Here is a 26845-nt window from a genome sequence, read left to right on the forward strand (position 1 = left end):
CCTACGTCGTCACGCGCAACTGTTTCGCACCACCTGCGCGACCGGCACGACGCGCGTGCGCGACGGGCCGTCGAACGTCTGCATCCGGTCGGCGAGCAGGTCGATCGCCGCGTGCGCGAGGCCGCGTGTGTCCTGCCGCAGCGTCGTCAGCCGATACGCATCGTATTCGGCGGCGGGGATATCGTCGAAGCCGATCACGCGCAGGTCGTCCGGCACGCGCAAGCCGAATTCGCGGCGCGCGACGTCGATCACGCCGAGCGCAAGCAGGTCGGACGAGCAGAACACGCCGTCGGGCCGCTCGCCGGTCGCGAACAGTTGCCGCGCGGCGTCGATTCCGCAGGCGTGGGTGTCGGACGGCGTGTCGAGCACGCATACGAGCGTCGCGTCGAACGCGTCGCGTGGCCCGATCGCCTGCTCGAACGCCGCGGCGCGCGACCGCGCGCTGTAGCTCGTGCCGCGCGGCCCGACGAACGCGAGGCGGCGCGCGCCGGCCTGCATGAGCCGCTGCGCGGCGTGGGTGGCGCCCGCCGCGTTGTCGCTGACGACCACATCCGCGCCCGGCAGGTTCGCTTCGCGGTTGATCATCACGACCGGAATCCGGTGTTCGAGATACTGCTGCGCGACCGACAGCGGCGGCGATGCGGACGTCATCACGAGCCCCGCGATCCGGTAGCTGAGCAGTCGTTCGAGCGATTGCCGGATCTGGCGCGGATCTTCCGCATTGGTCACGAGCGGCGTGAGCGCGCGCTGCCCGAGCGCGGCCATCAGGTCCGACAGCAGCCGCGCGCGGAACGGGTTCTCGAAGCCGGCCGTGACGACGCCGATCATGCTGCTGCGCTGCGTGATCATGTCGCGCGCGATCAGGTTGACCTGGTAGCCCAGCGCACGCGCGGCGACCATCACGCGTTCGCGCGTTTGCGGCGCGATGCTTGCCGTCGGCGAGAACGCGCGCGACACTGCCGAGCGCGAGACGCCGGCCCGCGCCGCGACATCCGACGCCGTGACCCACGGTTTTCTTTCCTTGTCATTCATCGATTCATGATCCCTTCGCGCCACGATACGTGCATGCCGCCTGCCGACTGGATGTCCGCGCTCGACGACGCGCGGCCACTGCATACGCTGACCCTACCGGGCAGCCATGACACCTGTGCGTATACGGTCGACGATTCGCTGGTGCGCACGCAGCGTGCGCCGCTCGATGCGCAGCTCGCGCATGGCGTGCGGCTGCTCGACATCCGCTGCCGGCACGTGCGCGATGCGTTCGACATCCATCACGGCGGCATCGCGCTCGGCATGACGTTCGACGACGTGCTGGCAAGCTGCACGCGCTTTCTCGATGCGCATCCGCGCGAATGCATCGTGATGTCGGTGAAGGACGAGTGGCCGGCGCATGCGTGCACGCGCGGTTTCGATGCAACGTTCGACGCGCATCGCGCGCGGCACCCGCGGCTGCGCTGGCATGCCGGCGGCACGCTGCCCGCACTCGGCGACGTGCGCGGCGCGATCGTGCTGTTGCGGCGTTTCCGCAGCGGCCGGCCGCTCGGCATCGATCTGACCGCGTGGCCCGACAACGCGACGTTTACGATCGATCATCCGGACGGCGCGTTCGTGATCCAGGACGAGTATCGCGTGCCGGTGGCCGCGTCGATCGCGTGGAAGTGGCGCGCGATCGACGCGCTGCTGACGCATCTGCCGCTGCCGGACAGCGGCCGCTGGGCGCTCAATTTCTGCAGCGGAACGGGGATGGGCGCGAATCCGTCGGTGGTCGCACACGGCGATGGCCGCGTGCAGGGCATTCATGCGCGGCTCGCCGAGCGCTTGCGCGAGCAGCCCGGCCCGTACGGCGCGATGCTGCTCGATTTCTGCGATGACGACGACTGGGCGCTGGTGCGTGCGCTGATCGAATGCAACGACTACACGCCGGAGCAGGGCGTCTGGCGCAAGGCGTTTCGCTGCTAGTGAGTGGAGCGTTGCCGGGACTACCGCGTCGCGATCGCCACCGCCGCACCGGCCATCGCGGTCGCGCTCGTGCGGTTGGCGATCCGCTTCGCACGCGCCGATGTCAGGAAGGCCCGTGCGCGCGATGCGAGCAGCGACCAGAAGCAGTCGGCCAGGATCAATACCGCGAGCATCGTGCCGACCAGTTCGGCCCATGCGGCGACGCCGACGTGCGTAAGATCGACGATGGTCGGCAGCAGCGCGAGATAGAAGATCATGATTTTCGGATTACCGAGCGTGACCAGCATCCCCGCGACGAACATGCGCCACGGCGACTGGCCGCGCGGCAGGTCGTCCGCGCCCGTGCCGGTCGGCGCGGTCCACATCTTCCACGCGAGGAACAGCAGGTACGCGACGCCGAGCAGCTTCAGCACGATCAGGCCGGTCGCGAACGTGTGCGCGAACGCGGACAGCCCCGCGACCGCGAGCGTGAGCCACAGCGCCTCGCCGAGCCACATGGCCGCGAGGAACGGCAGCACGTCGCGCACGCCGTTCGTCAGCACGCGCGCGACGAGCGCGGCGACGCTCGGGCCGGGCGTGCCGGCGGTGACGAGTAGCGCGAAGGCGAAGACGGCGAGTGCGGACAGCGTCATGACGGACCTCGTGGATCGGGCGTTCGAAATCGTTCGAAACGATACGTATGAAGTTTCGATTATAGTGACGGCCGTTCCAGACTGCCTGCCCGAAATGCCGTCATGCCTGCCTCGATCCTGATTCGCCCCGCCACGCGGGAAGACGCGGCCGCGATGGCCGCCGTGGAAGTCGCCGCCGCGCAGCGGTTTCGCGAAATCGGCATGGCCGACATCGCCGATGCCGAGCCGACCGATGCGGCCGCCGTGCTCGAGCGGATCGATGACGGTCGCGCGTACGTCGCGGTCGATCCGCAACGCACGTGCGTGGGGTTCGCGTTCTACCGGCTGCTCGATGCGCGGCGGCTGTATCTGGAGGAACTGGATGTCGCGCCGTCGCACGCAGGGCAGCGGATCGGTGCGCGTCTCATCGAGCAGGTGATCGCGCGCGCGGCGCGGGAGCACGTCGAGCAGGTGGTGCTGTCGACGTTTCGCGATGCGCCGTGGAATGCGCCTTACTATGTGCGTCTCGGGTTCCGGATCATCGACGATGCGGCGCTCGACGACGCGCTGCGCGCGATCCGCGCGCACCACGTCGCGCTCGGCCTCGACGAAACGCGGCGCGTGTTCATGCGTGCGGACGTGCCCGCCTGAACCCGCGCCGTTCCACCGTCAGGCCGCGTCGCTCAGCGCCGGGTAGTCGGTGTAGCCCGTTTCGCCTTCCGCGTAGAACGTCTCCGGCACCGGCTGGTTGAGCGGCGCGCCGATTTCGAGGCGGCGCGGCAGGTCCGGGTTCGCGATGAACAGCTTGCCCCAGGCGATCGCGTCGGCGCTGCCGTTCGCGAGCGCGGCCTGCGCGGTGTCGAGCGTGAACTGCTCGTTCGCGATCAGCGGGCCGCCGAACGCTTCCTTCAGGCGCGGGCTCAACTGGTCGCCCGAATACGATTCGCGCGTGAAGATGAACGCGATCTTGCGGCGGCCGAGTTCGCGCGCGACGTAACCGAACGTTGCCGCCGGATCGGAATCGCCCATCGTGTGCGCGTCGCCGCGCGGGGCGAGGTGCACGCCGACCCGGCCGGCGCCCCACACATCGATCGCCGCGTCGACCACTTCGAGCAGCAGGCGTGCGCGATGCTCGATCGGGCCGCCGTATGCGTCGGTGCGGCGATTGGTGCTGTCCTGCAGGAACTGGTCGAGCAGGTAGCCGTTCGCGCCGTGGATCTCCACGCCGTCGAAGCTCGCCGCCTTCGCGTTCTCGGCGCCCTTGCGGTACGCGGCGACGATGCCCGGAATTTCGTCGAGTTCGAGTGCGCGCGGCGTCACGAACGGACGCGGCGGACGCACGAGGCTCACGGTGCCGCCCGCGGCGATCGCGCTCGGTGCGGCCGGCAGCTCGCCGTTCAGGAACATCGGATCGGAGATCCGGCCGACGTGCCACAGTTGCAGCACGATGCGCCCGCCGGCCGCGTGCACGGCCTGCGTGATCTGCTTCCAGCCCTCGACCTGCTCGTCGGACCAGATGCCCGGCGTGTCGGCATAGCCGACGCCTTGCGGCGTGACCGACGTCGCTTCGGTAATGATCAGGCCGGCCGACGCGCGCTCGGTGTAGTAGCGCGCCATCAGCGCATTCGGCACGCGCGCCGCGCCCGCACGGGAGCGGGTGAGCGGCGCCATCACGATGCGGTTCGGCAGGGTCAGGTCGCCGAGCGTAACGGGATCGAACAACGTGGGCATGGCAGATAACCTCTTCACGAAAAGCGGGGAAGCCTGCGCGTCATGCGCGACGGCGCCCCGGATGGCCGGTTCGGCCGTTGGCTAGAGTTCGCGGCGCAGGGCGTCGTGAAATGCGTCGATGACGGCCTCGTTGCGCCGAAAGAACGCCCACTGGCCGATCCGCGTCGACGTCACGAGCCCCGCGCGCTGCAGCGTCGCGAGGTGCGCGGAGACGGTCGACTGCGACAGCCCGCAGCGCGCGTCGATCTGGCCCGCGCAGACGCCGTGTTCGTACGGCAGCGTCTGCTGCGGAAAATGCTCGCCGGGCGTTTTCAGCCAGACGAGGATCTCCCGGCGCACGGGGTTCGAGAGCGCTTTCAGGATCGCGTCGATGTCGAGTTCGGTCGGCATGGAAGAGCTGGGTGTTTCGATCGGGCAAACGAGTATCGTCGATGGGCGAATCTTATATCGTATTTTGACGATATGTTTGAAAGCACTGCCGGCAATGGGGTTGATAGGGAGTCGTAATCTCGGGGTCGGATGCGCTGCGATCTGAGCGCTGTCGACGGAACTGCCGATTTCAGTTCGTCTTGTCGGCAATCTCACACCGCCGCACGCGTAACATACGTGGCGTCGCGCTTTGTTCACGGAGTCCTTTCATGTCTGTCCGGGCCGTCATATTCGATTTCGACCTGACGCTCGCGGATTCATCCGCCGCGATCGTCGCGTGTACCGAATACGCGTTGCATCAGCTCGGCGCCGCCCGCTCGACGCCTGCGCAGATCGGCGCCGTGATCGGGCTGCCGCTGCCGGACATGTTCCGCTCGTTGACGGGCGAAACCGGAACGGCGCGGGCCGATGCGTTCGCGCGGCACTTCGTCGCGCGCGCCGACGAGATCATGGTGCCCGGCACGCGCATCTATCCCGAAGTGCCGCCGCTGCTCGCGGCGTTGCGCGAGCGAGGGCTCGCCGTCGCGATCGTGTCGTCGAAGTTTCGCTACCGGATCGACGCGATTCTCGCGCGCAACGGCTTGCAATCGCTGGTCGACGTGCTGATCGGCGGGGAAGACGTGCAGCGCCACAAACCGGACCCGGAAGGGCTCGTGCAGGCGCTCGCGCGGCTGGGCTTGCCTGCCGCCGCGGCAATCTACGTCGGCGACCACGCGGTGGACGCACTGGCAGCCGAGCGTGCCGGCGTGCCGTTCGTCGGCGCGGTGAGCGGGATGACGTCGTTCGACGCGTGGGCGCGCGTCGGCAAGCGCGCGGTGCCGACGCATATCGGCGAACTGGTCGCGATCGTGCAGCAGATGCAGCGTCGCTCGGGCGAAGGGTGCGTCGGCGCGGAACGCGGTGCGCAACCGGCCGGCTGATCGGTCGTTCGCAACGGGCCGGCGGCGCGCGACGGATTCTGCGACCATCGCCGTTCAAGTCATATCTGCCTCCCGAGCCGCCGCCATGTCCGTCCTTTCCGTCGCGTTTGCCAGTCTCCGACGCTCGTGTGCGCTGCCGGCCGCGCGCGCCCGGTCTTACGCCGTTTCGCTCGCGGTAGCCAGCGCCGCCGCCGGCACGCTGGCCGGCGCGCTGCAGGCCGAAGCCACCACGCCCACGCAGCGCGAACGTCTCGAAGCGCCGGTCAAGGCCGTGGCCGACCAGCGCGTGGCCGTCGATACGCCGCAGGGCAGCGCGATGCTGCCGGTCTACGCCGATCATCCGCTCGACCGGGCCGCACCCGACGTCGCGCGCGTGTTCATCGTGATTCACGGCACGCTGCGTAATGCCGACGCGTACTACGCATCGGGACGCACAGTCGTCGAAAAAGCCGGTGCGGCCGGCGCGGGCACGATGGTCGTCGCGCCGCAATTCCTGACACGCGCCGACGTGCGCGCGTTTTCGCTACCCGCATCGACGCTCGCGTGGACGCAGGAAGGATGGAAGGGCGGCGAACCCGCGCGCCAGCCGGGTCCGATCAGCTCCTTCTCGGCGCTCGACGCATTGCTCGCGCATTTCGCCGACCGCGGCCTGTACCCGTCGTTGTCGACGGTTGTCTTGATTGGTCACTCTGCTGGCGCGCAGTTGCTGCAGCGTTATGCGGTCGCAGGGCGCGAGGGGGACGCGCTCGCGCGTACCGGCATTGCCGTGCGCTACGTGGTCGCGAATCCGTCGAGCTACCTGTATTTCGACGACGCGCGACCGAATGCCGACGTGCTGGCAGGCGGCGTCTGCCCGCGCGCGACCGAATGGAAGTACGGGCTGAAGTCGGCGCCGCCGTACGTTGCGTCGCAGGACGTGCGCGATCTTGAAACACGCTACGTCGCGCGCCATGTCGTGTACCTACTTGGGCAGGCCGACACGAATCCCTATACGCATTTCATCGACCGTTCATGCGCGGCGATGGCGCAGGGGCCGTACCGGCTGGCGCGCGGGCTTGCGTATTTCGATTACCTGAAAAAGCGGCATCCGGACGATCTCGCGCAGCAGGTCGTCGAAGTGCCGGGTGTCGGGCATGACGGTCTCGGCATGTTCGCGTCCGCTTGCGGGCTGGCCGTGCTGTTCGGGCATGCGTTGCCGCAGTCGTGTCCGGTCGTTGCGGGCACCGCAACGGACCTGCGCGCAGCGGGGCAGTGAGCCTGCATGCAAGGCCCACCCGCGACGAACGTCGATCGACCGGAAAACGCAGGAATCGTGTGCATTGCGGGCGAAGGGGCGACGGTCATTGGAAGCGGCAGCCGCCCGTCGTTCGCCCGCGCGTTGCGTGGCGAGCCGCGTCATTCGACGGTGATCGTCTCCTTCATGTACGGATGAATCCCGCAGAACACCTTGTAGACGCCCGGCTTGTCGAAGCGGAACGAATACGTCTCGTCCTGATCGAGCGCCTTCGAATGAAAGATGCCGGCGTCGTTGACGACGGTGTGCGGCTCCGCGTCGAGGTTCTTCCACGTGATCGTCGTGCCGGCCTTGATCGTGGTCGACATCGGCGAGAACATGAAATTGCGGATCGTCACGAGCGGGCCGTTCGGGCCCTGCGCGAACGCGGCCAGCGGCGTACCGGCAGCCGCGCCGAACAGCATCAGCACGGCGATGATTCGAGATGGCTTGAAGCGGATCATGTCGGTCTCCTTATTTTTGTCACGCGAGCGTCGCATCGCGCAGCGACGACGCAACCGGATGGCCGGCGAATTCGACGGTCGTCACGCCGAGCATCGACGGCAGCCGGTCGTGCGGCACCGTGAGCGGCACGGGGCCCGGCCCGTTGCCGGCCGTCGGCTGCGGGAACGCGGTCGAACGGGCGGTATGAAACGTCACGTTGCCCTCGACCTTCGACACGATCTGATGGATGTGCCCGTTCAGCACGGTGACCGAGCCGAAGCGGCGCAGCAGCGCCATCGTCTGCGGCGCGTCGCCGGTGCCCCAGCCCCACGGTTCGTAGATGGTCCACATCGGCATGTGCGAGAACACGACGATCGGCGTGCTCGACGAGCGGCCTTTCAGGTCCTGCGCGAGCCACGCGAGCTGTTCGTCGCCGAAGCTGCCGAGCCCGTTCGGCTTGAAGTGCATCACGTTGACGAGCCCGATGAAGTGCACGCCCGCGTGATCGAAGCTGTAATAGCCGCGGTTGTCCGACGCCTTGCCGAACCGGCCGAAATATTCGGCGCCCGAACCGTCGGTGACGTCGTGCTCGCCGGGCACCGTGTGCAGTTCCGGCACGCTTAGCGCGGACAGCAACTGCGACGCGTGGTCGAATTCCTCGGGCTTGGACAGATGCGTGATGTCGCCGGTGTGGATCGCCAGTGCGGGCAGCGCAGGCATCCCGTTGACGAGATCGATCGTCTGCTTCAGCGTGGCCGACACGTCGGGATTCGCGTCCTTGTTGAAGCCGATGTGCGTATCGCTGATCTGCACGAACAGCGGTCGCCCCGCGTTGGCCGGGCGCGCGTCGCCGGTCTGCGCGAGCGCGAGGTCGAACGGCGTGAGGATGCCGCCCGACAGCGTAAACAGCGTGCCGAGGCCGCCGAAGGCCATGCATTGCAAGGCCTTGCGGCGCGACGGGCAGGTGGGAGTCGATGAAGACATGTAAGCCTCGCATTCGTGTGACGAAACCGGACGGCCGGATCGTCCTGGAATAAGCCGGCGCCTTCGCATGCGATACCGGCGAAGCGGCGGATTTATTCCCGCGCGTGGCGAGATCGAATCCCCGTGCGCGCGGCCGACGGCGCGATGCGCGACGCCCGCCGGATGACCCGTCAATGTCCTGTAAGTGACACGTCACATTTGCGTCACGGCCGCCCGATAGCCTCCCACTCCGAATACCCTCTCCGGAGCCCTTCATGCCGAACCTCGCGGCAACGGAAACGGGCGGTGCGGTCGGTCACCGCATGCGCACCGCCAGCTTCGCGCTGTTTTTTTCGATCATTGCCGGCGGCATCGTCGATGCCGGCACTCATCTCGGCGTCGATCTACGCTTTGTCAAGGAAGGCTCGGCGCTGCCGTTCGCACTGCACGGGCTGTCCTGATTCGCCCCGCGGCTGCGAGCGGGCTGCGCGGCATGCGTCCGGCCCCATCGATTTTTAATTCAACACAAGACACAAGCCGCTACCGATGGATATCCGTTTCTTCGATCCGAATCGCACCGCCAACGCGTCCGCGTGGCGCGTGCTGCCCAACCGCTGGGACGCGGTCGCGTTTCCGCTGATCATCGGCATCCTTGCGATGGCGATCGTCGGCTTTCACGAGACGATGGCGCCGATCGGCGTGCTGCAGACGCAGAAGATCTCGCTCGATCCGTCGAACCTGCTCGAATATGCACTGCGCACCACGCTGCGGATGCTCGCCGCGATGGTCGCGTCGCTCGCGTTTACGCTCGTCTACGGCACGCTCGCCGCGAAAAGCCGCCGCGCGGGCATGGTGCTGATTCCGATCCTCGACATCCTGCAGTCGGTGCCGGTGCTCGGCTACATCTCGTTTACGGTCACGTTCTTCCTCGCGCTGTTTCCGGGCCGCGTGCTCGGTGCGGAGCTGGCCGCGATCTTCGCGATCTTCACGAGCCAGGCATGGAACATGACGTTCAGCTTCTATCAATCGCTGCGCACGGTGCCGCGCGACCTGAGCGAAGTGTCGCGCGGCTTTCATCTGACGCCGTGGCAGCGCTTCTGGAAGCTCGAAGTGCCGTTCTCGATGCCGGGCCTGATCTGGAACATGATGATGTCGATGTCGGGCGGCTGGTTCTTCGTCGTCGCGTCGGAGGCGATCACCGTCGGCAACCAGACGATCACGCTGCCGGGCATCGGCGCGTATCTCGCGCAGGCGATCTCCGACAAGAATCTCGGCGCGGTCGGCTGGGTGATCGTCGCGATGTCGGTCGTGATTCTTGCCTACGACCAGTTCCTGTTCCGCCCGCTCGTTGCGTGGGCCGACAAGTTCCGGATGGAGAACACCGCGTCGGGCGATGCGCCGCAATCGTGGCTGCTCGACATGATGCGTCGCACGCACCTGATTCATCAGTTGCTCGTACCGGCCGGCTGGCTGCTGTCGCAGGCCGCGCGGATTCCGCTGCGCGTGCCGTCGCTAGCGGGCACGCGCGCTCGCGGCGCATCGGCGCGCCGTTCGTCGCGCATCGGCGACATCGTGTGGGCCGCGTTCGTGATCCTGCTGACGGTGTACGTCGCGTGGCGCGTCGTCAGCTTCGTCGCGACCGGCGTGACGATGGCCGAGATCGGCCACGTGCTCGTGCTCGGGCTCATCACGCTGCTGCGCGTGCTGGTGCTGATCGCGATCGCATCGGTGATCTGGGTGCCGCTCGGCGTGCTGATCGGGCTGCGCCCGAAGCTGGCCGAGAAGATCCAGCCGCTCGCGCAGTTCCTCGCCGCGTTCCCGGCGAACCTGCTGTTTCCGGTGTTCGTGATCGTCATCGTCCATTTTCACCTGAACGCGGACATCTGGCTGTCGCCGCTGATCGTGCTCGGCACGCAGTGGTACATCCTGTTCAACGTGATCGCGGGCGCGATGTCCTATCCGAACGATTACAAGGAAGCGACGAAGAATTTCCGCATCCGCGGCTGGCAGTGGTGGCGCCAGGCGATGCTGCCCGGCATCTTCCCGTACTACGTGACGGGCGCGATCACCGCGTCGGGCGGCGCGTGGAACGCGAGCATCGTGTCCGAGTTCGTGCAGTGGGGCGACACGAAGGTCGTCGCGCACGGCCTTGGCTCGTATATCGCGCAAACGACCGCCGCCGGCGATTTCCCGAAGATCATCCTGGGCATCGCCGTGATGTCCCTGTTCGTTACCTTGTTCAACCGCCTGCTGTGGCGTCCGATGTACGCCTATGCGGAATCCCGGCTCCGTCTCGATTGAGAGTAAGCGCGATGCAAAATTCGACCGTTATCAACGCCCCCGTCAAGACGTCCCAGCCGCTGCAGCCGCCGCGGCTCGGCGAAGAAATCCTGCGCGTCGAGCACGTGAACCGCGGCTTCAACAAGTCGCAGGGCGAACTGCTCGTGCTCGACGATGCGAACCTGTCGCTGCGCGAAGGCGAGATTGTCGGCCTGCTCGGCCGGTCGGGGTCGGGCAAGTCGACGTTGTTGCGGATCATCGCCGGGCTGATCGAGCCGACCGGCGGCGAAGTGACCTATCTCGGCAAGCCGCTGCGCGGCCCGGCCGAAGGCGTGGCGATGGTGTTCCAGACCTTCGCGCTGTTCCCCTGGCTCACCGTGCTGCAGAACGTGGAAGCCGGGCTGGAAGCGCTTGGCGTCGGCGCGCGCGAGCGGCGCGAGCGTGCGCTCGCCGCGATCGACCTGATCGGCCTCGACGGCTTCGAGAATGCGTACCCGCGAGAATTGTCGGGCGGGATGCGCCAGCGTGTCGGTTTTGCACGTGCGCTTGTCGTCGATCCGACGATTCTGCTGATGGACGAGCCATTCTCCGCGCTCGACGTGCTGACGGCCGAGACGCTGCGTACCGACCTGCTTGATCTGTGGACGCAAGGCCGTATGCCGATCAAGTCCGTGCTGATCGTTACGCACAACATCGAGGAAGCGGTGTTCATGTGCGACCGGATCCTCGTGCTGTCGTCGAACCCGGGCCGGGTGATCGCCGAGATCAAGGTGCCGTTCAAGCACCCGCGCAACCGGCTCGACACCGATTTCCGCAAGCTCGTCGACGACATCTACGCGAAGATGACCGCCCGTCAGACCGGCGAAGCGACGAAGAAGGGGCTGGAACTGGGTAGCTGGATGCCGCGCGTGTCGACCAACCTGATGGCTGGCCTGATCGAGACGCTCGCGATGGCGCCGTACCACGGCCGCGCGGACATGCCGGAAATCGCGCGCTCACTGCATCTGGAAGTCGACGAACTGTTTCCGATCGCGGAAGTACTGCAGCACCTCGGCTTCGCGGACGTGCGCGAAGGCGACGTGTTCCTGACGCCGCCCGCACGCGTGTTCGCGGAATTCGGCACGCAGGAGCGCAAGCTGATGTTCGCGGATCATCTGCTGAAACATGTGCCGCTTGCCGCGCGGATTCGGAAGGTGCTCAACGAACGTCCGGGCCATCGCGCGCCGCGCGTGCGCTTCGAGCAGGAACTGGAGGATTTCTTGTCCGACGAAGCGGCGGAGGAGACGCTCGATGCGGTGATCGACTGGGGGCGGTACGGGGAGGTCTTTTCGTACAACGACAAGACGGAAGTGTTCAGTCTGGAGGATGTCGAGTCGTAAAGTCGAAAAGTAGATATGTAGGGCGCGACATTCCTCCGTCACCGATGTCGCGCCGACGTTGGGCGTGACAATTTTCTACATTTCAAAATTCGGTTATTTATCAGAATGGTGGCTTGATAGCGTTAGACGTGTCGAGGGTTTATAGGGGATTTTTAGGATATCGTCCTGTATGAAATCTACTTGCGTTTCGATAGGAGTAGCTGTCTCCTGTGGTGGCTGAGAGTCCTGATTATGGCACATGAAGACCTGTATTTTTCATTCGATTGTTATATTTTAACGATGCTTGTGGATATCGCGGTTTGAGGTAATAAGAGATAAGAAAAATAGAAATTTGATTAGAATTAAATAAAAATTTATAAAATAAACAAGTGATTTATATGATTCTGTAAAAATTCCGAATTTCCGGATATGTGACCGGTGCGTGTTCATTTTCGTGAACACATGCTTCACTGGCGAGAGCGTTGTGGCACTGCGTCCCTGAGCGTGAATGGGAGAACGTGCCGGTGTAAAACCTCTCGTTCAACGGCAACCATGCGAACCATTCAGGATGTACTGAAACACCCCAATTCGGTCGTTACCCAACCGCTGCATCTCGAGATCGCGGCGCTCGATGCGCCGGTCTCCGTTCTGTCATTCGTTCTGACCGAGGAAATGAATACGCGATTCCTCGCGGACATCATCGTGACCTCGCAGGACAAGCGGATCGACGGTGCGACGATTGTGGGCCAGCCGGCAGTCTTCACGATCGAGGAACACGCTTCCGTGCCCTCGATGGCGGCTGTGATCGATCCTGTTCGGCATGCGGCGCGTACCGTGCACGGTGTCGTAACGCAATGGACTCGCGTCAAGACGTCTCGCGACGAAGCGACCTACCAAGTCCATCTGAAGCCGCGTTTCTCGCTGCTTGAAGAGGTGCACGATTCGGCCGTATTGCTGGACAGGTCGTTTCGCGAGTTGCTGAGCGACATGATCGTCGATCGCAATCTGTTCCAATCCTTCGACGTCGAGTTCGAACTGGAAGGGCTCGACGGGAAGCTCGAGCAAACCGTGATGTACGAAGAGACGGTCGCGAACTTTATCGACCGGCATTGCCGTCGCGCGGGGGTCTATTACTACTTCAAGCAGGCGAAGAAAGAGGAAGGCCCGCAACGCGACACGTTAGTGTTCGGCAATACGCCTCGGGGCTATATGCGAGCGCTCGAGGTGCCGTTGATGCCGCATTCCGGTCTGACGAGTTGGCACGAGGCGATTCTGACGCTGGAAGTCACGCGCGCGCTGGTGCCGCAGACGGTGCGCGAATGGGATCGCAACTACCGCAGACCCGACGATCCGCTGCAGGTCGAATCGATCGTGGCCCATGACGACCGCTCGGTATACGGGAGCGTCAACTGCAGCATCGAGCATTTCCATTCGGTCGAGGAAGGGCAGGCGCTGGCTGACGCGCGGCGTGACGAACTGCTCACGCGGCAAGTGCGGCTCACGGGCACGAGTAACGTCATCGGCATGACGCCTGGCATGGTGGTGCGGATCACCAATGACGAGGTGCACGAGGCGCCGCACGGGATGGTGATCACGAAGCTCGTCACGACCGGTAGCCGGAGCCAGTCGGTGGTCAACACCTTCGAAGCGATCCCCGCGCATCAGACCTACCGGCCCGAATACGTTCCTGAAAAGCATTGGCGATGGATCGCCGGCATGCTGATCGGTGTGGTCGAGTCCGGCGATGACGAGCCGTACGCATGGATGGACGAATATGGCCGCTATCGCGTCAGGCTCCTGTTCACCCGGCACAGCGGCAAGCGCGGCACGAACAGCATGCCGTTGCGTGTGCTGCGTACGTCGGCGTCGTATCAGGGCGGCCTGCACATCCCCTTGCTGCCGCGGTCCGAAGTACGCGTCGTCGCGACCCAGGGAAATTGCGACCGCCTGCTGATCGCAGGGGCGCTGCATGACCATGCGCGTCGCGACCTCGTCCACGGCAAGGAAGGGTGGTACAGCCGCGCCGTGTTTCGCTCGCCATTGCTCGGCAACAAGTTGCGTTTCGAGGATCTGAAAGACCACGAGGGCATCCGGTTGGCGACGGTATTCGGGCAGTCGTCGCTCAACATGGGCCATCTGGTCGACCGGGACAAGAACAAGCGCGGCCAGGGTTTCGAATTGACCACGCAGAACTGGGGCACGTTGCGCGCGCCGAAGGGGCTGTTCGTTTCGGCAGACGCAGCAGGTGGATCCGAGACACCGCATCTCGACATGCCCGCCGCTATCGCGCAACTCAAGACAGCATTGCAGCGCGTAACGGACCTCGCGGCTGCGACGACGCAAGCCAAGGCCGACCCTGCGGACCGCGCGACGCAGACGGCGCTGCTCGAAGGCCTCGATCAGCTTCGCGACGCGGGGCTGCTTGCGAGTGCCCCCGGCGGCATCGCATTCGTGACACCGAAATCACTGCAGCAATCGACGGGCGAGAACGTGATCGTCACCGCAGGCCGGGACATGGACGTGAGCATCGTCAGGCGGCTGCGCATGGTGGCGGGTGACCTGATCTCGCTGTGTGCGCACAAGCTCGGGCTGAATTTTGTCGCAGCGAAGGGCAAGGTCATGATGGCGGCGCTTACGGACGGGATGGACTTGTTCGCGAAGCAGCAGTTGCGCGTCGCGAGCCAAAGTGCGGACGTCCAAGTGTCGGCCAAGTCGAAGATCACACTCAACAGCGGTGGAGCTTCGCTGGTAATCGAGAACGGCAACATGACATTTCACTGTCCCGGCGCCTTCACGATAAAGGCGGCGTCATTCTCGTTTCACGGGCCGAACAACGTCACGACACCATTGCCGTCGCTACCGCAGGCCAACCTGAAGATTTCTGACCGGTACTCGTCGTCCCACTGAAGCCATGATCATCAGCCCTCCCTTCCTTCCCGTATCGGGCGCGACGTCTGGTGATGCGTCAAAGACGGACCCTATGATGGACGTCGTCGATCAGTTCGAGATTGGTCATCATGGGGTCTATCCCGTTGCCTTCGACCGGCGCTTTCACTGTGGCATTCACCTGGATCCGGGCGAGCAGCACGAACCGGTGCGGGCAATTGCTGACGGCGAGGTGGTCGCGTATCGCGTTTGCAAAAGCGCTCTGTCTGATGGCGCGAAAGATCCGACTGGACAACCGGCGCTGAACTCGAATGCGGGATTTGTCTTACTCAGACATAAGACCGAGACAGGACATGGGCGAACGATCACGTTCTACTCACTATATATGCATTTGCTGGACATGACCGGACAGGAGTGGCTTGCTCCTCAGCCAACCGATCCGCCGGCCGAGGGATCGATGCATGTCCTCCCCAAATGGCTGCTCGATACGGCGGGCGGCAAAGACGGAGTCGTTCAGCCGGGCGGCACAAAGAAGGTGTACCGCAAGGACATGCTCGGGTACGTCGGTCAGCATCAGGGGGTGCGGCATCTGCATTTCGAAGTTTTCATGTCGGATGCTGACTTTACAGCCTGGTTTGATCAGGAGGGCCACCAGGTTCAATTGGGTGAGAAGGATCCTGTTCAGCCTGCGTCGAGTGACTACTGGGGACATTCCTATTTCATCATTAAGGGTCCGCAGGATTTTGTCGCGCAGCCGGCGGGTATGACGGACGACTGGTTTCCGCGACTGCCAGGCGGCTCAATTGGTGAGCAAGACATCCTTTATGTGGAAGCGTGGTTCAACAAGGGGCGGCGCTATACATGCGCGTGGATCGACCGTGGTAGCAGCGGCGACGTTATCCTGCTTACACAAGTTCCAGTTGCTGACCCGTACGACGGAGAAACGGAACAGTATGAATATGATCTGTATGATCGAGCGGTAGCACTCTATTCAGAGTGTCCGAGCGATGGTTACGAAATGCTGCGCTTTGGGCGAATTCTTTCAAGTACGGTGGTGCCGGGAGAGGCTCCTGCTACTTGGGTCGCAGTGCCAATCGATGAGAGTGGCACGCAAGGATATGTCAACATCGCTGCTGACGAGATCATCAAATTGTCGGACGCCGACTTTCCATTCTTCAAGGGCTGGAAAAAAGTTGATGAAAGCAATACACCGTTTAATCAGGATGGGTTATGCGGATACGATGAGCTTTGCCGTCTGACCGGCGTTGCTGATCCGCAGGCAACGTCCGGAATGATCCAGCCGCTCGAATACGACAATAACAACGACGATAATGCCAATCAGTTGCTCGCAGGCTATGTGCGGAATGCAGAGGGTGTGCGCACAAAGCTCAGAGGGTTGGTGTTCAACGCGCGCAGTGAGTGGGATCCGTCGCACAACGACGATCGCTATAAAGGTCTGAATGAACCAGATGGATTCTTTGGCAAGCAGAAAGATACCAACCCAGATGGCTATGCCTCGTTTATTAATTTTCTCGGAAACTTTCAGTTTCTGGACAAGTTGTCGTCCGAATCGTCGCTAGCAGATCAGAAGTTCTGGTATTTTCATCCGCTTGAATTTATCCGGCACTTCAGGAAATGCGGGTGGCTGAGTAAGAAGGAGATGCTTCGGCTTATACCGGATCGCGTTATTAGAAAGCCCGGGTCGCATAATTCGCCCTCTCAGGGAGTATGGGAATCGCCGAATCCAGATTATGCTTCATCTTTGCTTGATAGATTTGGACTGGGTTTGAACAATTCGATGAGGAAGTTCAAGCTTGATACCCCTGGCCGACAGGCGTGTTTTATGGCAAATGCTACACAGGAAACGGGGTGGTTCCGCTATCTTACGGAAGGGAATCGCAATGATGGCGCGACAGATCTGCACGGCGGTTGGTTTGGTCGGGGTTTTTTGCAATTGACAAATCCTAACGGAAATATGGGTGGTGGAAATAATAACTATTATAAATATTTTAAATTCATTGGTCGAAACCCGAGTTTGCCACCGGGGGAGCAGGAGTTGCGGTGGCGAAATGAGGTTGCAAGAGATGTTTGCCATGCGAGTCATAGTGCAGGTGCTTATTGGGTTTGGTCCGGAAAATCAATGCCAACGGCGAGCAATCCGTCGCGACCACGGGTGGATAATGCGAATAAATATGCGGATGAGATGAGTGTGAGCGAAAGAAGGACAATTCGAACAAATGCCGGTGTTAAGGTGTGGTATTACAACCAGTCCTTTGCGAATTGCGCTGCAGCAGTGAATTATCCGGGGGCTACTGGCAAAAATCCACCAAACATGAATGGTCTAGTAGATCGATCGACGTCGTTCACTAATGCGATAATGGTTCTGACTGATATTGCGGTTTTCAAGGGCCCAAATCAAGAGGATCTAACGTGGCCGGAAAATTTCACAAGGCGGAAGTTGTCGTGAGAAATTTATTTTTAGCGTTGGTGGCATTTTTGGGGCTCGATGGGGCTGCGATAGCTGAGTTGGCTCCTGATGGTCGATCCAATTATAGGGATAATATATTTCTGTTGGAGAGTCGGTGTGGGTATATTCTCGGTGAAAATATATCATCAAAAACCGTTGATTCGTCTGTGAATGTAAATAATGGGATTATATCGTTTGATTTTTATATTGTGATGAAGCTGGATAGGTCGGCTATACGCGGGAAGCTATCGTTTAGTTGCTTTGTGGCTGGGCCGAGTGTGTCAGGTTCGAGTGTTGCGAATAAAACTACCGCAGTCGACGAAATTGCTTTGGAAGATTCTGGTGGGCGATATGCGCGCAATATCGTATGGCAAAGGAAATATGAAGGAAAAGGATGGGATGGAACCGTTGCCTATGTTAATTCAGTATATGGCGATCGAGAAAGGGTGCGTGTTCCTGATTATTTTTTAATATGTCCTAATGCAATATATTTTCCGTGTTTCTCGTTTGAGGTTATAGGGAGGGGGCTTGCAAAAAAGGAAAGCGATCGAGTTCCTGTGGTGCTTGGCGGAATTGAAGTTGTTGCCTTGCGATCGACAGTTCCTGAAACAAATGAAGGGGGTCGATAGACTTTAATTCGCTATTAATTTGTCCGTGCGCTTGGGCGCGCGGTGTGCCGGGAATTCCAAAAAACCCTACTCAACTAGATAGCCGATATATGCAATCTCTCATTCGCAAAGGTGACAAGCTCGAACATGGCGGCGAAGTCACCAGCGGCTCGCCATGGACGATGTTCATGGACAGGCCACTTGCACGTAAAGGCGATAACGCGACCTGCGACTTGCATGGTCCGACCGTCATTGACGAGGGCGCCGACAAGTATTCCGATCGCGACGAGAAGCTGTTCGCGCTGGACGGCCATCGATGTGCATGTGGTTGTCGATTGATTTCGTCGCTAGCGAACGTCCACTTCGAGTAATGCCGGTCGATCTTTCTCCTGCCGGACGCCCCAGCGCGTATCCACTCAGGATGCGTTTCTGGCCGTGGGCATTAACTTGGTTCGTTTGTAATGTGTTGGGCCCGGTAGTCGTTTTGCTGGCATGGCCGAAAAGCGAGCCTGCGAGTGGCCTTAGGTTTTGGGGCTTGATTATTGGGGTGCCGAACGGGCTGTTTCTGGTCCTGCTCGGCTTTGGCCGCGCAGGCTACGAGGGGCTGTGGTATCGCGCATACTGGCGCAACCATCATCGTGACCGCTGGCTCGCTAAGAAGATCGGGTTCGCGCAGCGACCGCTTTATGTACTCGGCGCAGGCTATTGCCTGCCTCTTGGTGGGACATCTCTGTCCGACGTTCTGATGGGGAAACGCTCCCTCATGAAGGTGCAAGCCCCACGGCACGGCTCAGGAAAAGTTTTGTGCAATCGCTTTGAGGACAACGACCCGCTACTGGACGACCCGTCGAATGATCCGCCACTGGACGCTTCATTCATGGCGGATGAAGAGGAAACCCCAACTGACAATGCTGCCGTACCGAAGAAGGCCGATCCAGTTGTGCAGATGATCCGCGTTGCGCTTGAGCCTCTCGCTGGAAGCATTCACGCATTAACTCGATACGAAAGGGCATATTGGCCCCAAGTACGCGTATTGGCCGAGTCGGACGTCGCGAACATGCGTTTGACCCAGGTTCGTGCTGCGATGCATCTGGCGGCGCTTCCGCCCTTGGAAGTCCGGGCCGTTCCGGCTGCCGACGGGTTGCTTGTGGCCGATGTATGGCTCGATGTGCATGAATCCCGTCCGCTCCTCGTCATCGCTACGGCGTGGTACGACGATGATATCGATGAGAGCCTCGCCGAAGGATGTGTGGCTGCGTTGCTCGATGCCGGCTGTTTCGGGCTCCCGCACGAGGTCAGCCGAAAGGCTGCGCTACATAGGCCCGTTGCAGGTGATTCCGCCGAATCAGAATATGGTTTCGCGAACGCCGCGATCTGGGGCAAAGCCGATCCCGCGTCGGTGACGCGCGCGTGGATAACGCGGCCGGTTGAAAATTTCGACCGCGCTTTGAACGCTGCAGGGTTTGTGATTGCAGCAAAAGACGCTGCGCAGAGTCGGCTGGATCGTATTGTTGGCGACATGCGGGCAGCGAACGGTCTGCTGGCGATCGCTGCGGCGATCGAGTCCGGTGCCAGTGACGGACCGCAACTCGTCGTCGATGGTTCGCAGTCGGCCATCCTCCATGTCTTACCCCAAGATCAAACGGCTTCAACGCATGTCGATATCTAAAAATAACCTGCATAACGCGCAGCCTCAAGCGGCGTTAACCGAAGAAGCTCACAGCCGGGTCGCAGTCTGGGGGCTGCCTCTTGCCGCGTTGGTTATTGCCGTTGCAGCGCTTGTGCTGGCTTGGTTCCAGGGCGAGCGCCTCGGCGTCCCCGATGGCACGCCTCGCACACTGGCATTGATCGGTATTCCGGTATTGCTGGTTGTCATCGTGATCATTCATCTGATTGCGATATCGACTGGCGCATATGTGGGCGCTGCCAAACTATTTCGTCTGCAAACCGGCGAGAAGGAGGCTGCGACGGGACAGCAGATCAAACGCGATGCCCGTCTGCAACGCCTGTTCGAGGAACTACGGGTATCGCAGGGCCGGCGCTGGCGATACCGCTCACCGTGGCTGATGGTGCACGGCGCGGACACATTGCTCGATCAGGTTGCGCCGGGCCTGAAGCGCGCGGGCGCGATGCCGGTTGGCAATACGATCCTCGTGCACGCAGCACCGGACGGCATCGACGCGGGCGTGTGGCGCCGGCAGATCCGTAAGCTGCGGAGCAGACGGCCGGTCGACGGCGTGGTGCACGTCACGCACGTGGACGAGCGCGATATCGAATTGCCGCGCGTCCTCGCCGCGCTGGCCGCCGACATTGGCTGGGCCGCGCCTGTCACGGTGCTGCACGCCGTGCCGGCGCAGGGCGATCGACCCGAGACGTTCGAAGCGATCGGTGCATTTCCGCGGGCGGCATACAAGGGGGAGCAGCCGGCGCTGGTCCTGCGCGATCAACTTGCCGCGATCGAGCGTGGTACGGCGGACGCGGGCGTGCAGCAATGTACAGCGCCCACTCGGGTCAGCTATCTAGCCGAAATCTCGCAATACATCGGGACACAGCTCGAACACATCGTTACCGGCTGGCAAGCGCTTCGTGCATCGCAGTGGCTGCGCGCGCCGCTGGCGGACGTGATGTTCGCCCCCGTATTTACGGCGACAGCGGCGATGCCGACGCCAGTGCCGATCGCTGCGGACGCGAGCACAACGGTGACCAACATCCCGATCGAGGTCCCGCAGCAACCGCCTGCACTGCTACCCGCGTGGCGCGCAATCGCCAGCCGGCGACGCATTGGCCGGCGGGTCGGATTCTACTGGCCGGATGCGCTGGCGATGGGCGTGACCGTTGCGGCGATCGCGTGGTGCGCATGGATGACCGCATCGTTCGTCGGTAACCAGCAACTCATGCGCGAAGCGAAGGCGGCAGCGCGCGCGGCGGTCGATGCGCGGCCGCAGACCGCAGCCGCCTGGCGCGCGCAACTGGCGTTACAACAGTTGATGGAAAGGCTCGAATACCGGCAGCAGCATGGCGCACCGTGGCACCTGCGGGCGGCCCTGTCTCGCAATGACGATATCCTCGCCAGTCTCTGGCACCCGTACCGAATCGCTGCGACCCGCAACTTGCAGGCGCCTGTCGTCCAAACGATTGGCGAACTGTTGAAGGCAGCAGATCAGGCGCGCGCCGATAGCCTGCAATCGCAGGACACGCGACGTAGTACCTACAACGCGCTCAAGACTTATCTGATGCTCGGCGAGCCATTGCGCGCCGAACCCGCATTTCTGAAGCGCACGCTCGTCACCCTATGGGCGCGGCCGGTCGAGATGCCGCTCGGCGAGCGTGACGATACCGGCAGACGGCTTGCAGGCTTCTACGCCGATCACCTGAAAGCGCATCCCGAATGGCGGATAGCGACGGACGACCGCATCGTGACCTCGACCCGCAACATGCTGATCACGCAGATGGGACTCGCGTCGGCGGACGACACGGTGTACCAACGTATCCTCGACGAAGTCAAAAACAAATACGCCGACGCGTCGCTCGAAACGCTGCTGAATGGCGCAGATGTGCATGGAATGTTCAAGGCATCACAGACCGTCCCGGGGATCTATACGCGTGCGGCGTGGGACGGCATGGTTGCATCGGCAATCGACAAGGCGTCGCACGAACGCCGGATCAGCGGTGACTGGGTGTTGTCCGGTTCGCAGACTTCGCAGAGGATCGGCAATACGCTCGCGAACGGTATGACCCAAACCACGGCGATCGACGATGAGAAACGCGCGGCCGAGGAACTGAAGCAGCGATTGACGGCCCGGTATTTTGGCGAGTACACGGCGGCATGGCAGCGCATGCTCAACAGCATGCAGTGGCAACCGACGTCGAACCTCGGTGGCGCGGTCGAACAGCTTTCTCGACTGGCAGACGCGCAGACGTCCCCGTTGATCGCGTTGATGAAATCCGTGCAGTATCAGGCGCACACGGGCCGACCGTCGCAGGCGCTGGCCGCCACCCTGGTGAAAAAGGCGCAAAACCTGATCGGGGCTGACGAGCAGGCAGGTGCGACCGTCGTCAACCCGCTCGACAAGGCGTTTGGCCCGCTGCTGGTGCTGATGGGCGACACGGGCGCGTCGCCTGCCGCGGGAAATGGAAAGCGTGCCACGTCAGCCGACATCGCGCTAAGCGGTGTCAGCTTGTCGCGCTACCTGACGGCGGTCACGACGATGCGGCTGAAGCTGCAGCAGGTCGCCGGCAGTCCGGACGCTCAGGTAATGGCGCGCTCGCTCGCCCAGGCCGTGTTTCAAGGCAAGTTGTCGGAATTGTCCCAGGCGCGCAACGACGCGGCGCTCACGGCCGCGAGCCTGGGTACGGGGTGGGCGGGCTTCGGCGATACGGTGTTTGCGCAGCCGCTTGAAACCGCATGGCAGATGGTCTTGCAACCGGCCGCCGCGAGCTTGAATGACGCATGGCGAGCCGGTGTTGCCGCACCGTTCAACGCAGCGATGAGCGGCCGCTATCCGTTCTTCGATACGCAGGCCGATGCGTCCTTCGCCGAACTTGGCCGCTATGTACGACCCGATACCAGCTTGATTTCGCGCTTCATCACGACGCAACTGGCCGGCGTGATGAAACTCGAGGGCGATCGTTGGGCGCCCAGCGAACTTGCACCGCAGGCCTTGCAGTTTGATCCGACATTCCTGAGTGCCGTCCGGCAGTTGTCGACGGTTGGGGCACAGCTCTACCCGCAGGCCGATGCCGGGGAGAAATTCGACATGATGGCGCTGCCGACGCCGAACGTGACGCGATCGGAACTGTCGGTCGACGGCATGCAGATCGTCTATTTCAATCAGCAGGAGCGCTGGATCCCAGTGGCATGGCCCGGCAACGGCCTGAACGGGCACGCGAGGCTCACATGGCAGACGCGCGACGCAGGCGTGCGACAGGCATTTGATTCGGCCGGCGATTGGGCATTCCTGCGTCTGTTGAGCGAGGCTGAGATCAAGCCGCTCGATGGCACGCGCTATCGGCTCACGTGGAACACGGGGAGCAGCGAGCCGTTGTCGTACGTATTGCGTACGCGGGTCGGCGCCGGGCCGATCGACTTGCTGAAACTGCGCGGATTCCGCATGCCGGATCGCATTTTCGTCGTCGGCAAGGCGGGGGCCGTGCCGACGCCGCCGCTTCTGCCGCCGCTGCCACCGGATTTCCAGCCATGAGTGAAGACAAGAACAATCCGACGAAGCCTGCAGAGAGCGGTTTCGGTGCGGATGATGATCGATACCTGCGCTACTTCGATGCGGAGATGCGTTATCTGCGCGAGGCGGGGAGGGAATTCGCGCGGTCCCAGCCACAAGGCGCCCGCCGTGTGGGAATGACGATGCCTGGCGCGCGCCACGACAGTGTCGAGCAGACCTACGAGGGTTTCGCGTTTCTCACGAGCCGGCTGCGGATGAAGCTCGACGACGCAGCGCCGGAAATCACCGATCCACTGCTCGATCATCTGTGGCCGCATACAGGCCGCACGATTCCGTCGCTGACCATCCTCGAGTGTGTGCCGCGTACCGGCGAGGCACGGATACTCGATACGTTACCGCCCGGGTTGCAGGTACGTTCGACACCGGTCGGACCGGACGGGACGATATGCGTCTATCGAACCACTCGGGCGATACACTTGCTACCGCTCAACGTGCGCGAGGCGGGCGCGCGCATGCGCGAGGACGGCCGTACGGTAATCCGGCTCGCGTTCGACCTGCTGCACCGCGAGCAGCGATTGGTGGACGACCTGTCGCGTATCCGGCTATACCTGCATGGCGACCGCCCGACTGCATCGGCGCTGTACGCGGTTTTCACGCGCCAGGTGGAGTCGATCGGCGTGCGCATGCCGCGCCTGCTCGACGGCCAGCTACAACCGCGCCCGGCGATGACGATCGAGGCGGCGGGCTTCGGCGCGCAGGCGCGACTGTGGCCGACCGACCTCGATGTACGCGACGTCGATCTCGACCGCGAGCAGACGATGCTCGAATATTTCGCGTTCCCCGAAAAGTTCCACTTCGTGGATTTGTGCGGTTTCGACGCGGCCAGCGTGCCGCCGGGCGAAACACGTCTTGAATTCGAAATCGTGATTCGAGACCGGATCCCCGGTGACGTCACGTTCTGTGCGGACAACATCCGGTTGTTCTGCACGCCGGTGATCAATCTGCTCGAACTGGACGCGCAGGCAATCCGCCCCAATGCGCATGACCGCGACTATCCGGTGCACGCCCCGGCCTCCGCAGGCGAGCACGTCGAGCCCTACGATGTATTGTCGGTGGTGGCGACTGATCCGCGTACCGCGAGGCAATACCCGTATCAGTCGATCAAGGCATTCCGGCACCGCGGCGGGATGATCCGGCACGAGTCGCCGGATCGGTACTACCACGCTTCGATTCGGCAGGGCGTAACGGGCCAGCGCGAGATGGTCGTGACGTTGGGCGGGCATCTGTGGGCGGAACCGGGCAGCTTGCCGGACGGACACGTAACGGTCCGGGTGCTGGCAAACAACGGGCGCCTGCCGCGCATGGCGCTGCGTGAATCGATGGTTACCACGCCTGCTTCGACCTTCAATGGCGTCGAGCGCGTGCACAATTTGACGGCCCCGACGATGCCGCTGTATCCGCCGCGCGGCGGCGATTATGACTGGCGGGTGATTTCTCACTTCAATGGGGCCGGCACAACCGAGCTGAACATGATGGACGCGAATGTGCTGCGCGGCGCGCTGTCGTTGTACGACTGGACGCGAGATGACGATAACCGGCGACGCATCGACGCGATTCATTACGTTTGGCTCGATGAGGAAACGGAACGGGTGGGGGCGCGCGTCGACCGTATCGTGAATGTGAACGTGGGTATCGAGCCGTCGGGTTTTGCCGGGCCGGGTGACGTCGCGCTGTTCGGCGACGTACTCAGCCGTTTCGTCGGCCGCTATGCGTGCTTCCATTTTGCAGTGCGGCTCGTTCTGTATGAAGGCGTGGGCGGCCCGAGCCGGCGTTATCCATGCACGATCAAGACGGGAGATTGGCTGTGACGCCGCGAGCACATCCGATGATGCGAAGCATTCGATTGGCGGCTGCTATTGCGATGACGGCCGCGTTGCTGTCTGGCTGCGGGGTGTGGCAATCGACGAAAGAAACGGTCGGCGGCATGACACGCGCGATTTTCGTCACGAAGGTCAAGCAGATGAACCTCGTGATCGAAAGCCGCGCCGCGCTCAACGAGAACGAGCAGGGACAATCGCTACCGGTCGTGATGCGCGTTTATCAGTTGAAGGATGTGAAGGTCTTCGAGAACGCAGCTTACGTCTCGCTGCTCGATGACGACAGTGCGTTACTGAGGGCCGATCTGCTCGACAGCATGGAGACCACGCTCGTGCCTGGTGCCTCGGTGACGCTGTCCGCGCCAATGGCAGCCGACGCGCAAGCTGTGGGGGTGGCCGGGTTCTTCCGCGATCAGCGCGGTGCCGAATGGCAACTGGTGATTCCGAAGTCGACGTGGAAGAAGACGGATCCCGTCAAGTTGATCGTGACGGGCAACCGGATGGAGCTGGTGCCCTGAACGAGGGAACGCGACGGTGGCTGGCCCGACGCGTTACGTGTGCGAATTTGCCGTTCGGGATTCAAATTGCACACGCCACGAGGCCCAGCGCTGACGCCCAAGCCCGAATGACGATGCATCATCACTCCGGCAAATCCCGCTGACTCACATCCCACTCGATCCCGCCCGCATTGAGCTGCTCGATCTTCTCCATCCGCTGCCGCGCCAGTTCCGGCAGCCGGTTCGTCACGCCGATCACCAGCGCTTCGGCGAGCGCCAGCGCCGGCACGTTGGTCTGCAGCATCGCGAAAGGGCGACCCTGAATCCGCAGCACGATCTCCGCGAACTCGCCGATCGGCGAGCGCCATTCGTCGGTGATCAGCAGGATCCGCGCGCCGAGCCGGTGCGCGGCCTGCGCGAAGCGGATGCTGTCCTTCTGGTAGCGGCGAAAGTCGAAGATCACGAGCACGTCGTTGCGCCCCATGTCGGCCAGCGCGACGGACGCGAGATTCACGTTCGGCTCGACGGACTGCACGTGCGGCCGCGCATAGGCGAGCGTGAACGAGAACAAGGACGCGAGCGGCGCCGTATAACGACCGCCACCGCAGAACACGCGCACGTCCGGATCGGCCAGCACCGCCACGGCCGCATCGAACGCGGCGGCGTCGAGCCCATCGATCGTGGTCGCGAGCGATTCGGACAGCCGCTGGAAAATCGCCGCATGGTTGTCGCGCATGCCCGTTTCCGAATGAAACGCATCCATCCGCGCGAGCGGCGAATTCATCGCGGTGTCGATCTCGTCGTGCAGCGCCTGCTGGAACGACGAATAGTTCGGAAAGCCGATCCGGACGACGAAGCGGAACACGGTCGGGTCGCTGACTTCCGCCTGCTTCGCGAACTGCGCGATCGGGCCCAGCCCGAGACTGGGATAGCGATCCAGCAACGCGTGCGCGACCTTCTGTTCCGACGGCGTGAAGCTATCCATCTGGGATAACAACAACGCCCTGATGCTCGTCCCCATCGGCACTCCGGCTCTCTATCTGAATGGATTGACCAAACGGCAAGCGGGCGCCTGCCGGCAACTGCACGCATGTTAGCCGATTGACGTGCGGCAACCCGCGTGTGGCCCGAAATTAGAGGGACGCATCGCTCGGTCAGCCAATTCGTTCATGTGTGTAATAAATCGAACATACATCGGACCGAGCGTCGGCGTCCATTGGCACTCAATTCAGTGGTTACCCTAGTTTTTGGCGCAAAAATGTGAGTGTTATGATCGCGGCCTCGCTGAAATGTATCGTTTATTACATGTCGGATGGGCAGCGTCGATACGTAGTGGCGCACCGATGCAGCCCGGCATGGCCC

Annotated in this window: 22 protein-coding genes; 15 read left to right on the forward strand and 7 right to left on the reverse strand. The window is 62.7% G+C overall.

Annotation, left to right across the window (positions count from 1 at the left end; translation table 11 throughout):
- Window positions 1–9 precede the first annotated feature (9 nt).
- Window positions 10–1032, reverse strand: a complete 1023-nt coding sequence (locus tag HWX55_RS15895; RefSeq protein ID WP_175976413.1) for a LacI family DNA-binding transcriptional regulator — start codon at window positions 1030–1032, stop codon at window positions 10–12.
- 6 nt (window positions 1033–1038) lie between these two features.
- Here HWX55_RS15895 and HWX55_RS15900 point away from each other — a divergent pair, with 6 nt between their 5' ends.
- A complete protein-coding gene (locus tag HWX55_RS15900; protein ID WP_175976414.1) occupies window positions 1039–1959 on the forward strand; it encodes a phosphatidylinositol-specific phospholipase C in 921 nt (306 codons plus the stop codon).
- A 20-nt stretch (window positions 1960–1979) separates the two neighbouring features.
- Here the strand turns inward: HWX55_RS15900 and HWX55_RS15905 are convergent, their stop codons facing one another.
- On the reverse strand, window positions 1980–2591 hold the full coding sequence (locus HWX55_RS15905; RefSeq protein WP_050017450.1) for a LysE family translocator: 612 nt from the start codon (window positions 2589–2591) through the stop codon (window positions 1980–1982).
- Window positions 2592–2693: 102 nt separating this feature from the next.
- On the opposite strand from HWX55_RS15905, the gene HWX55_RS15910 reads away from it, so the two are divergent.
- Complete coding sequence (locus HWX55_RS15910; protein WP_175976415.1) at window positions 2694–3221, forward strand: GNAT family N-acetyltransferase; 528 nt, start codon at window positions 2694–2696, stop codon at window positions 3219–3221.
- An 18-nt stretch (window positions 3222–3239) separates the two neighbouring features.
- Here HWX55_RS15910 and HWX55_RS15915 read toward each other — a convergent pair whose 3' ends face one another.
- Together HWX55_RS15915 and HWX55_RS15920 are read right to left on the reverse strand one after the other, a co-directional pair.
- Window positions 3240–4301 (reverse strand): alkene reductase, encoded by a 1062-nt coding sequence (locus HWX55_RS15915; protein WP_175976416.1) that lies wholly within the window; start codon window positions 4299–4301, stop codon window positions 3240–3242.
- Window positions 4302–4382: 81 nt separating this feature from the next.
- A complete protein-coding gene (locus tag HWX55_RS15920) occupies window positions 4383–4691 on the reverse strand; it encodes a helix-turn-helix transcriptional regulator (RefSeq protein ID WP_050017453.1) in 309 nt (102 codons plus the stop codon).
- Between the two features lie 248 nt (window positions 4692–4939).
- Between HWX55_RS15920 and HWX55_RS15925 the strand changes: the two genes are divergently transcribed.
- Window positions 4940–5650: an HAD-IA family hydrolase gene (locus HWX55_RS15925; RefSeq protein WP_175976417.1), complete on the forward strand. Its 711-nt coding sequence runs from the start codon at window positions 4940–4942 to the stop codon at window positions 5648–5650.
- A gap of 85 nt (window positions 5651–5735) precedes the next feature.
- Window positions 5736–6905: an alpha/beta hydrolase gene (locus HWX55_RS15930; RefSeq protein WP_175976418.1), complete on the forward strand. Its 1170-nt coding sequence runs from the start codon at window positions 5736–5738 to the stop codon at window positions 6903–6905.
- A gap of 140 nt (window positions 6906–7045) precedes the next feature.
- On the opposite strand, the gene HWX55_RS15935 is transcribed toward HWX55_RS15930, so the two are convergent.
- Together HWX55_RS15935 and HWX55_RS15940 are read right to left on the reverse strand one after the other, a co-directional pair.
- On the reverse strand, window positions 7046–7387 hold the full coding sequence (locus tag HWX55_RS15935; protein ID WP_175976419.1) for a cupredoxin family copper-binding protein: 342 nt from the start codon (window positions 7385–7387) through the stop codon (window positions 7046–7048).
- Between the two features lie 19 nt (window positions 7388–7406).
- Window positions 7407–8351, reverse strand: a complete 945-nt coding sequence (locus tag HWX55_RS15940) for a metallophosphoesterase (RefSeq protein WP_175976420.1) — start codon at window positions 8349–8351, stop codon at window positions 7407–7409.
- A 254-nt stretch (window positions 8352–8605) separates the two neighbouring features.
- Here HWX55_RS15940 and HWX55_RS15945 point away from each other — a divergent pair, with 254 nt between their 5' ends.
- The 11 genes from HWX55_RS15945 (at window position 8606) to tssJ (ending at window position 25504) form a co-directional block, all read left to right on the forward strand.
- Window positions 8606–8791, forward strand: a complete 186-nt coding sequence (locus HWX55_RS15945) for a phosphate transporter (RefSeq protein WP_175976421.1) — start codon at window positions 8606–8608, stop codon at window positions 8789–8791.
- Window positions 8792–8876: 85 nt separating this feature from the next.
- On the forward strand, window positions 8877–10631 hold the full coding sequence (locus tag HWX55_RS15950; RefSeq protein ID WP_175976422.1) for an ABC transporter permease subunit: 1755 nt from the start codon (window positions 8877–8879) through the stop codon (window positions 10629–10631).
- Between the two features lie 11 nt (window positions 10632–10642).
- Entirely contained in the window at window positions 10643–11989 is a 1347-nt protein-coding gene (locus HWX55_RS15955; protein ID WP_175882703.1) for a nitrate/sulfonate/bicarbonate ABC transporter ATP-binding protein, read from the forward strand.
- A gap of 531 nt (window positions 11990–12520) precedes the next feature.
- Window positions 12521–14875 (forward strand): type VI secretion system tip protein VgrG, encoded by a 2355-nt coding sequence (locus HWX55_RS15960; protein WP_175976423.1) that lies wholly within the window; start codon window positions 12521–12523, stop codon window positions 14873–14875.
- A 73-nt stretch (window positions 14876–14948) separates the two neighbouring features.
- A complete protein-coding gene (locus HWX55_RS15965; RefSeq protein WP_244140583.1) occupies window positions 14949–17321 on the forward strand; it encodes a hypothetical protein in 2373 nt (790 codons plus the stop codon).
- Window positions 17285–17950 carry a hypothetical protein gene (locus tag HWX55_RS15970; protein WP_175976425.1) on the forward strand — a complete coding sequence of 222 codons (666 nt, stop codon included), beginning with the start codon at window positions 17285–17287 and terminating at the stop codon, window positions 17948–17950. Before HWX55_RS15965 ends, HWX55_RS15970 begins: the two co-directional genes overlap by 37 nt.
- Window positions 17951–18039: 89 nt before the next feature.
- The gene (locus HWX55_RS15975) at window positions 18040–18300 is read left to right on the forward strand and encodes a PAAR domain-containing protein (protein WP_175976426.1); all 261 of its coding nucleotides are present in this window, start codon (window positions 18040–18042) and stop codon (window positions 18298–18300) included.
- A complete protein-coding gene (locus HWX55_RS15980; RefSeq protein WP_175976427.1) occupies window positions 18300–19598 on the forward strand; it encodes a hypothetical protein in 1299 nt (432 codons plus the stop codon). The genes HWX55_RS15975 and HWX55_RS15980 overlap by 1 nt, the downstream gene beginning before the upstream one ends.
- Window positions 19552–23130 (forward strand): ImcF-related family protein, encoded by a 3579-nt coding sequence (locus tag HWX55_RS15985; protein ID WP_244140584.1) that lies wholly within the window; start codon window positions 19552–19554, stop codon window positions 23128–23130. The genes HWX55_RS15980 and HWX55_RS15985 overlap by 47 nt, the downstream gene beginning before the upstream one ends.
- Window positions 23127–24977, forward strand: a complete 1851-nt coding sequence (gene tssF / locus HWX55_RS15990; protein ID WP_175976428.1) for a type VI secretion system baseplate subunit TssF — start codon at window positions 23127–23129, stop codon at window positions 24975–24977. Before HWX55_RS15985 ends, tssF begins: the two co-directional genes overlap by 4 nt.
- On the forward strand, window positions 24947–25504 hold the full coding sequence (tssJ, locus tag HWX55_RS15995; protein WP_244140585.1) for a type VI secretion system lipoprotein TssJ: 558 nt from the start codon (window positions 24947–24949) through the stop codon (window positions 25502–25504). Before tssF ends, tssJ begins: the two co-directional genes overlap by 31 nt.
- 121 nt (window positions 25505–25625) lie before the next feature.
- On the opposite strand, the gene HWX55_RS16000 is transcribed toward tssJ, so the two are convergent.
- Window positions 25626–26504, reverse strand: a complete 879-nt coding sequence (locus tag HWX55_RS16000; protein ID WP_175976429.1) for a MurR/RpiR family transcriptional regulator — start codon at window positions 26502–26504, stop codon at window positions 25626–25628.
- Window positions 26505–26845 lie beyond the last annotated feature (341 nt).

Origin of the sequence: Burkholderia sp. BCC1047 (genome assembly GCF_902833155.1) — a bacterium.
GTDB lineage: Bacteria > Pseudomonadota > Gammaproteobacteria > Burkholderiales > Burkholderiaceae > Burkholderia > Burkholderia sola.